8 protein-coding genes are annotated in these 8,683 nt (G+C 59.3%); 6 read left to right on the plus strand and 2 right to left on the minus strand.

From position 1 onward, the window contains the following. The 5 genes from WA354_RS25020 to WA354_RS25040 all read left to right on the plus strand — a co-directional run. Positions 1–220, plus strand: a 220-nt coding sequence (locus WA354_RS25020) for a sigma-70 family RNA polymerase sigma factor (RefSeq protein ID WP_472815752.1), incomplete at its 5' end; no start/stop codon positions are given. Beyond that, positions 220–1,134, plus strand: coding sequence for an anti-sigma factor family protein (locus WA354_RS25025; RefSeq protein WP_472815753.1), 915 nt, complete (start codon positions 220–222; stop codon positions 1,132–1,134). The genes WA354_RS25020 and WA354_RS25025, both read left to right, overlap by 1 nt. Continuing rightward, a complete protein-coding gene (locus WA354_RS25030) occupies positions 1,122–1,946 on the plus strand; it encodes a B-box zinc finger protein (RefSeq protein ID WP_472815754.1) in 825 nt (274 codons plus the stop codon). The genes WA354_RS25025 and WA354_RS25030 overlap by 13 nt, the downstream gene beginning before the upstream one ends. Further along, entirely contained in the window at positions 1,943–2,269 is a 327-nt protein-coding gene (locus tag WA354_RS25035; RefSeq protein WP_472815755.1) for a hypothetical protein, read from the plus strand. The genes WA354_RS25030 and WA354_RS25035 overlap by 4 nt, the downstream gene beginning before the upstream one ends. Next, positions 2,266–3,864 carry a DUF4097 family beta strand repeat-containing protein gene (locus tag WA354_RS25040; protein ID WP_472815756.1) on the plus strand — a complete coding sequence of 533 codons (1,599 nt, stop codon included), beginning with the start codon at positions 2,266–2,268 and terminating at the stop codon, positions 3,862–3,864. Before WA354_RS25035 ends, WA354_RS25040 begins: the two co-directional genes overlap by 4 nt. A 258-nt stretch (positions 3,865–4,122) precedes the next feature. Here WA354_RS25040 and WA354_RS25045 read toward each other — a convergent pair whose 3' ends face one another. Continuing rightward, positions 4,123–6,561, minus strand: coding sequence for an ABC transporter permease (locus WA354_RS25045; RefSeq protein WP_472815757.1), 2,439 nt, complete (start codon positions 6,559–6,561; stop codon positions 4,123–4,125). Positions 6,562–6,816: 255 nt separating this feature from the next. Further along, positions 6,817–7,386, minus strand: coding sequence for a TMEM175 family protein (locus WA354_RS25050; protein WP_472815758.1), 570 nt, complete (start codon positions 7,384–7,386; stop codon positions 6,817–6,819). Positions 7,387–7,637: 251 nt separating this feature from the next. Between WA354_RS25050 and WA354_RS25055 the strand changes: the two genes are divergently transcribed. Next, positions 7,638–8,683, plus strand: a 1,046-nt coding sequence (locus tag WA354_RS25055; protein ID WP_472815759.1) for a DUF2235 domain-containing protein, incomplete at its 3' end; no start/stop codon positions are given.

Genomic DNA, 8,683 nt, shown 5'->3' on the forward strand with positions numbered 1-8,683 from the left:
GGCGGCTCAGAAGGAACTGGCCAAGATGGTGCAGGGAGCACTGGCAAAAGTATCGGTGGAGCTGCGTGAAGCAGTCATATTAAGGGACTTACAGGACATGGATTACAAGGAAATCGCCCAGGTGCTGGGCATCCCTGAAGGGACAGTCAAGTCCCGGATAAGCAGGGGCCGTGCGGAACTAGCGCGCCTTCTGGAACGTAATAAGCGGGAGGTGATGTGATGGCAGACCGCGGAAACATTCCGAACTCTCCAGCTTGCGGGCTTTGGGAAACTCTCCTGGCCGACGCACTGGATGGGTTCTTGCGGCCTGAGGATGAGGCGACCTTCTCCTCGCACATGGCTGCCTGCCCGTCATGCACCGCTCTGTTTGAGGAAGCCAGACGTGGCCGGGAGTGGCTGGAGTTTCTAAGCCCGGAACCAGAGGTCCCGGAGGGTCTGCTGGATAAGATCCTGGCGCAGACCGGTCCGGGACACACCTCCGAGTACAAGCTGGCGACCGCAGGCAATGTCATTCCAATGGCGATTCCGGCGTGGCAGCGGCCGGGGATGATGGGGCGGGTTCGCCGCTTTGCCGAGCCAAGACTGCTGATGACGGCTGCGATGGCGTTCTTCTCAATCGCGTTGACGCTGAATATGACGGGCGTCAAGCTGACTGACATCCGGCTTTCGAATCTTCGGCCCACGGCAGTGCGTTCTTTCATGGAGCGCCGGTTGACCATGGCTTCAACGCCGATCATTCGCTACTACGATCACTTGCGCCTGGTGTACGAGGTTGAATCCCGCATGCGGGAGATACGCCAGAACAACCAGGGCAAGCAGCAGCAGACTCAGCCGGCAACGCCGGGGGAGTCAAAACAAAATCTTAACCGGAAAGATGGCGGATCGCGTGTCGATCCTCCCCAACAATCCGGGACACCATCGCTGAAAGACTTCGATTATCAGGAATCTTCCGTTACGCATCACGATTGGCCCATCACCACCCAAGCGACGAAGACCTATCGTTTGGGACCCGGATGCATGCATTCCGAGGGCTCTTCGGAACCCGGCAATCCACCTCAGGCACTGAGAGCTGTTCTTGAGGAACCCGAGTTCGTCATGGCAATACGGGAAGGGAGCACGATATGGATTGCGTAAATCACAGCGGAGTCAGTGCGACAGCCTATTGCCAGAATTGCGGCAAGGCGCTCTGCGCAGCCTGCGTTCGCAATGCGGGGAACGGACAGATCCTTTGCGAGCCTTGCTTCGCGGCGTGGCAGAGCATGCAACAACCGTTTGTAACGCCTGGTGCGGGCGGTCCAAATCCGTCTGTCGCGGCGGTGCTCGGAATCATTCCCGGCGTTGGCGCGATGTACAACGGCCAGTACTTCAAAGGTCTGATCCACGTGGTGATCTTTGTCGTGATCATCAGCATCACGACGCACTACGGGATATTCGGCCTGTTTATTCCCGCGTGGATTCTGTATCAGTCTTTTGAGGCATTCCACACCGCGAAGGCGATTCGCGATGGACAGCCAATTCCCGATCCGCTGGGTTTGAACGAGGTGGGCAACTGGCTCAACCTGGGCGGAACTCAGCATCGGCAGGGCATGCCCATCAGTTCAGTTCCGCCGGGGCCAGGGTCTGCTGCGCCAAATCCCGGCACGAATGCGGGCGGTTATCAGCAGATTCCGTACCAGCAGTACCCGGGGTCCTATGCACCGCCACCGCCTCCTGGGTTTGTGGATCCGGCGGTGCCGCCTGTTCCTCCCGTGCCTCCAGTCTTCTGGCGCCGCAAGGAGCCGATTGGTGCGCTCATCCTCATCGGATTCGGTTTGCTGTTGCTGCTGAATCAACTTGGTTTCCTGGCCGAACACGTTCTCAAGTTTCTTTGGCCGCTCGTCTTTATCGCGCTTGGTGTATGGATGATTGTGCGTCGCTTTGAAGATACAAAAGGAGGCCAGCAATGAACCGCTATATCTTGATTCGCCGATTGAGAGGACCAGCGATTCTGCTGCTTCTGGGGACAATCCTGCTGATGCATCAAGCAGGGCTGGTTGAATTCTGGAGCCTGTTCTTTCCACTTCTGCTGATTCTGATCGGGGTGCTGAAACTGGCAGAGCGCGCGGCCCTGGCTGCGGCTGGAGATGAGACGCCGTATCCGGGTTCTCCGTATCCATACGGTGCGGCTGCGAATCCAGCGGCGGCAGGGGTTGCGCAGCCGCAACCCGGCACATCCATTGTTCCCGCGACGCAAGACTACGGGAAGGGCCCTGAGGGAGGACAGTCATGAGCGCGCCGCCGAATGTACCACCTGGTGGTTACGATCCGCGCACCCAGTGGCGGGTATATCGCGAGCAGCAGAGAGCTGCCTGGCGCGCACAGCGCGACGCCTGGAAAGCACAGCAATACGCCTATAAAGCGACCTATCAGCATGCGTACGGACCACGTGTTCCTTCGGTAGTTGGACCACTTATTCTTGTAGCGATCGGCGTTGTGTGGCTGCTGATCTATTCGGGCCACATTGCGGTGGAGAATTTCTGGACCTGGTATGGCAAATGGTGGCCCCTGCTGCTGATTGCAGCCGGACTGGCGATGCTGGCAGAGTGGGCACTGGATTTGCGCCGCGAAGCTCCTGTGCGACGCGGGACCGGATTTGTAGGCATCCTGATCCTGCTGGCTGTGATTGGATTCTTCGCATCGGGAACGACCCGCGGAATGTGGGGACCGTGGGCCAACAACTGGGGCGACCACGACGACAGCAACTTCTTCAACATGTTCGGCCTGCCTGAGCACGATCTCGACCAGCAGTTACTGAGCGTGCAAATTCCTTCGGATGCGGCAATTCAGATCGAGAACCCGCGCGGCGATGTGAGCGTGACGGCAGGAGACTCGCCGAATATTCAGGTGCAAGCCCACGAGGTGGCGTATGCCGGTTCAGACGCCGAGGCGAAAAAGATATTTGACGCCGAGCAGGCGCATGTCACGGTGAGCGGCAACGCGGTGCTGGTGAAGTCGGACAGCAACAACAATGGCCGGCTGAACTTAACCGTGACGGTGCCCAAGAGCGCGCATGTCACGGTGCATTCCGGACATGGCGATGTGACCGCGGCAAACCTCGACGGCGGTCTGAACATAAATTCCAACCACGGCGATGTGCACCTGAGCGTGATCAAAGGGTCTGTGCAGGTGCATTTCTCGACGGATAAGGGCGACTTCTCTGCCCACCAGGTCGACGGTGACATTACCGCCGAAGGGAATTGCAACGACCTCACCCTGTCGGAAATCACCGGCAAGGTCACGATCAACGGCGAGCTTTTCGGCGACGTGCACATGGAAAACGTGAGCGGGCCTCTGCATGTTCACACTTCAGTGACCAACATGGATGTAGCTTCCCTTCCCGGTGACATGACACTGAATTCCGATAACCTGCGCGTAACGCAGGCCAAGGGACAGGTACGCGTCACCACGCATTCAAAGGACGTGGACCTGAGCCAGGTGTACGGCGATAGCTACGTCGAGGACCGCGATGGCCGGATTGCGGTTGAGACTGCGGGCAACTACGCAGTGGACGCGAGGAACATGAAGGGTGATGTGGAACTGACTCTGCCTCCCAATGCGGCAGCCACGGTTACCGGCAGTACGCGCAACGGCGATATCGTCACCGATTTTCCGTTGGCGGTGACGGGCGAAGAGAGCAAGTCGGTGAGCGGCAAGATCGGTGCAGGCGGGCCGAAGATTTCGCTGACTGCCGAGAATGGCGACATTCATATTAAGCGCGGCGACGAAGTTCCGCCTCTGCCGCCGACGGTTGCAGGGCCTGCGTCGCCGAATGCGCCGCATCTGAAACCGCCGAAAGCGCCACCAGCGCCACCGGTAACGCAGTGAAGCGGGGAACACGGCGTAGGAAATAACACCAGGAAAAGGGTCGAGCGGGCGCGGGTTGCAAACTCCGCGCCTGCTCTGTTCAGCGCTTGCCTCGGGTTCGAGACGCGCCAGGTAGAAGCAGCCAGCCAATTGCGGCTTCTCTCCAGGATTCCCTCGATCGATGCGACCCGGCCAACAGGCAAAGCCCACGCAAGGCCCGGGCCGAGAGCGTTGGCGGTCATGTGCCAAGCCGGGTGGTGCGGCTCGATCGGGCTGAAGTCATTCGGTGCGCAGAGCTTTCACCGGGTCCACTGCCGCAGCGCGACGCGCAGGCAGATAACAAGCAAACATTGCCACGACGCACAGCACCGTCGCCACAGTCGCATATGTAAACGGATCTGTGGCCGCCACGCCGATCAACACCGAACGCAGGAAGCGCGTGAGAATGAGCGATGCCGTCAGCCCGATCGTCAAACCGGCAAGCGTCAGAATCATGCCCTGCTGCAATACATTGCGCAGGATCGCGCCTTTGCCTGCCCCGAGAGCGATGCGGATGCCAATCTCATGTGTCCGCTGCCGGGTTGTGTACGAGACCACGCCGTAAATCCCCACCGCCGCCAGCAGCAGCGCCAGCAGTCCAAACGAGCCCGCGAAAGTGACAGCAATGCGCTCGAATACGCTGCCCAGTTGCATCTTCTCCTTCAGCGTTGTCACGCCGTACAAGGGCAGCTCAGCATTCAGGCTATGGATGGTTTGCTCAACCGCCTGCGCCATGGCGATCGGTTCGCCGCCAGTACGCACCTGCAGAGTCACCTCGCTCTGGTAGCGCTGCGTGAGAGGCGTCAGAATCAGCGGAGTCGGATCGTAGATCAGGCGGCGATATTTCCCGTTCGCAATCACGCCCACGACCCTTCTCGGCCGCCCGGCGAACTGCACCTTTTTGCCGATTGCCTGTTGCCCCGGCCAGTACCGGACGACGAACGCCTGGTTCACGATCGCGACCCTGTCTCCGTTTGCCGTATCTGAGTCGTTGAAATCACGCCCGGCAAGCAGCGGCGTGCGCAGGGTCGCCAGATAATCCGTGCCCACATCGCCTCGATCCGTGTCCATATCCTCATGCAGTCTGGGCACGTAACCCTCCGGGAAAACACCGTCGGAATGGATCGTGAACGTGAGAGGCGCGAAGTCCGCCATTGTGGCCGACTGCACTCCAGGCAATTGCCGCACCCTGAGCAGCACCTGGCGCTGAAACTCCTTCCCCGCCTCGTCGCTATAACCCATCGGGCGCAGGTCAAACGTGACCAGAAGCATGTGGTTTGGGTCGAACCCGGGATCTGCCCTCTGCGCCTTCTCCAGGCTTCGCACAAACAAACCTGCACAAGTCAGAAGGAGTAGAGACAACGCAATCTGCGCGATCACGAGTCCCGAAGTCAACCGCGATTTGTGGAGGCCGCCAGACGTATTCAGCGCCTCGTCTTTGAGGACCATGCCGGGTGAGAGGCTGGATGCGCGCAGGGCAGGCAGTGCTCCGGAGAACAGCGCCGTCAGCACTGCTACCAGCATCGTAGCGGTCGTTACGCGTCGGTCCAGTTGGCCGTCGAGAGCCAGTGGAAGCACGGCAGAGGACAAAAATGTGCCCAGCGTTTTCGCCGTCCATACTGTGCACCAGAGGGCGATTGTTCCCCCAGCCGCCGCAATAAGAAGATTCTCCGCCATCAACTGACGCACCAGCGTCCAGCGGCGAGCGCCCATCGCCAGGCGAATCGCAAACTCCCGACGCCGCGCCACCGAACGAACGAGCAGCAGGTTGGCAACATTGGCGCAGGCAAGAAGCAGCAGTACCGCGGCCAGCGCCAGCAGAATTGGAAGGGTACCGGCCATGTAGACATTAGCGCCGAACGGCGAACGCCACAGCGGATCGGTGGAAATCTGATTCGCTCCACGATGTTCCGCCGGATATTGCGCAGAGATGCGCTCCATCAGCAGGTTCAATTCGATATCGGCCTGGTGCGGATTAACCCCTGGCCTAAGCACACCCAGAACGTTGAGCCAGGCTACGCCACGATTGCCGATCCGGTTGTTGTCCCATATCGGATCATCTGCAGCCAGGGGAAGAAAAATATCCGTACGCAGTCCGCTCTTGCAGCCGCGAAAATTCTTTGGCGCTATGCCCACGATCGTGTAGGGATGAAGATTGAGCTGGATGGTTCTTCCGATGATGGCGGGGTCGCCGGCAAAGTGATTCTGCCACAAGTCGTAGCTCAGCACCACGATCGCCGCGCCCGCTCTCTCGTCGCCTTTTGTGGAAATGAGGGTCCGGCCAAGATACGGCTGCACGCCCAGCACTTCGAAGTAGTCCGCGCTGGTCAGCGCTCCGTAAACGCGCTCAGGCTTGGCCGATCCGGTGATGGAAATATAGTCATCGTGATAACCCAGCATCCCCGAGAAACTCTTGTTGTTCTCTCGTAGATCTACGAAATCCGGATAAGAGAACGGCGGGCTGGGATGCTCGCTGCGTTCGCCACGCTGGATGGTAAGCATCCTGTCGATGTTCTTCGCATCTGGAATGGGATTGAACAGCGTGGCACTGATCCAGCTCAGGATTGTGCTGTTCGCCCCTATTCCCAGAGCCAATGTGAGCACTGCCGTAAGCGCAAAACCCGGCGCGCGGCGCAATTGCCGCAATGCATATAGAAAGTCTGCCACCAGTTGATTCATCGCGTTTTCTCCGTGTCCCGTGCGAAGGCGATACCGTTCACAACACACTCAAGCACGAGGTCGACCAGACCACAAGCTGTTTTGGACTTATTGGGGTGATGCCGATCACAAGCCCGAGAGTCCTGAGCAAAGATGTGTCCGGTTCGCGGCATCGAGTGTTCGCAAGTGAACATTTCGTCTGCATTCGAAGACCCCGGTTGTGGTGCCGAACTCCTGCATGTCGGGGCCGCCGATGTCCCGCAAAAACCCTGCACCTCACTCGGCGGGACCCTCAGCCTTCGGGGGCAGCAGCCAGAGAACCGCAACTATACCGATTAGCGCCAGAGAGGCCGCAGGCCGGTAATAGGCTACGGGAATCGCCGTGAGATAAAGCGAAACAGACGCGATCTGCTTGCCCCAACTTGCGTGCGCGGGCGCCGCACTCTGCGCCCGTATCTGGGTCCACAGCGCCATAAATCCGAGCCCTGGGAAAATGCTCACCGCAGCGTAGAGCGCGGTGGTGAACGATGTTAGACCCTTAACGCCGATCCAGTCCGTGGCGAACGGAAACAGCGAGAGAAAGAAGAGAAACATCAGGTTGGCCCATAAAATGCCGTGGCTGACCGTCTCCACCTCGTCGACGAGGTAGTGATGATTCACCCAATAAATCCCGATCTGCACGAAGGTGAGCAGGTAGAGCAAGATGGTTGGCAGCACCGCGCGCAGACCGGCTACGCCGTCAGGCGCCGGCACCTTCAATTCCAGCACCATGATAGTGATGATGACCGCGATAACGCCGTCGGAGAACGCCTCCAGACGGTCCGGGCTAAGTCCCTTTCTGCTCACTCTGAAACCACCGTAACATGGAGCCATGTTCTCGCGTCCCGGAAGCTTATAGGATCGAGAATCGGCAGATGGGACTCTCAGCAGTTAGCGCGTAGTTTGGCCGCGGCCTCGCGTCGCACCGGCTACCTCCGGAACGTGCGGGTAACCAAAAACGTTCCCTGAAGACGATTTCTACTTGGATGATGGAGCGGGTGTTGCTACTATGGCGCACGCCCAACGATAGATCGAACGGCCGGGGCGGAGATTCCCCTATGTCCGCAGGCGAGCAACCTCTCTATCCTCCGCTGCCCGAAGTGGAAACTCAAGGTGGCAGCATTGGCACCACGGTGCGCAAACCCAGGAACATCGTTATCTGCTGTGACGGAACCGGGAACGAGTTTGGAGATGCGAATTCGAACGTGGTGAAGCTGTACACCACCCTGGAAATTGATGCCGCACAAGTGGCCTACTATCACCCTGGCGTCGGGACCATGGGTGATCCGAACCAGCAGCACCGGCTCGGCCGGGAGTGGTCGCGGATCAAGGGACTGGCGTTTGGCGTGGGGTTCAAGGCGAATGTACTGAATGCCTACCAGTATCTGATGGAGACGTACAGCGATGGCGATCGTGTGTGCCTGATCGGGTTTTCGCGTGGCGCCTACACGGTACGTGCGCTGGCGGGCCTGCTGGATGGCTACGGGTTGCTGTGCAGAGGCAATGAGGGACACCTGCCGTATGCATGGCGACTCTACGTGAACCAGCACGATGTGCGAACGCGAAATTCGATCAATCCCACTGTCGATTCGGCGGCGGCGTTCAAGGAGACATTCTCGCACGAGGATTTCAGGATTCACTTTGTTGGCGTTTGGGATACGGTGTCGTCTGTGGGGTGGGTCTACACGCCGCTCCGGCTATTCAATGTTGCGCAGAACAAGACGATCGCGACGGGGCGGCAGGCGGTAAGCATCGACGAGCGGCGGTGTTTCTACCAGGACAACCTGTGGGGCAACTCCCTGCCGGGGCAGGATGTGCAGCAGGTGTGGTTTGCCGGAGTTCATTCCGATGTCGGGGGGAGCTATTCGCAGGAGTGCAGTGGGCTCTCGAACATCCCACTGCAGTGGATGCTCGTGCAGGCGCACAATGCCGGGATCAGGCTGGCCCCGGATCGGGTAAAGCTGGTGCTGGGCGAGCCAACGACGACGTATCCGGCGTGCCAGCCGCTGTATAAGAAGCCGAACAGTTCGCCCGTTCACAAATCGCTGAAAGCGTTGTGGTGGGTACTGGAGGTGCTGCCGCATATCTTCTACGACAAGGACCG

This window comes from Occallatibacter sp. (assembly GCF_049802275.1).
Classification (GTDB): Bacteria; Acidobacteriota; Terriglobia; order Terriglobales; family Acidobacteriaceae; genus Telmatobacter.

Excerpts from the sequence above, each read along its gene's own strand:
- WA354_RS25045 (WP_472815757.1), bottom strand. The coding sequence starts at position 6,561 with ATGAATCAACTGGTGGCAGACTTTCTATATGCATTGCGGCAATTGCGC.
- WA354_RS25035 (WP_472815755.1), top strand. The coding sequence starts at position 1,943 with ATGAACCGCTATATCTTGATTCGCCGATTGAGAGGACCAGCGATTCTG.
- WA354_RS25025 (WP_472815753.1), top strand. The coding sequence starts at position 220 with ATGGCAGACCGCGGAAACATTCCGAACTCTCCAGCTTGCGGGCTTTGG.
- WA354_RS25030 (WP_472815754.1), top strand. The coding sequence starts at position 1,122 with ATGGATTGCGTAAATCACAGCGGAGTCAGTGCGACAGCCTATTGCCAG.
- WA354_RS25040 (WP_472815756.1), top strand. The coding sequence starts at position 2,266 with ATGAGCGCGCCGCCGAATGTACCACCTGGTGGTTACGATCCGCGCACC.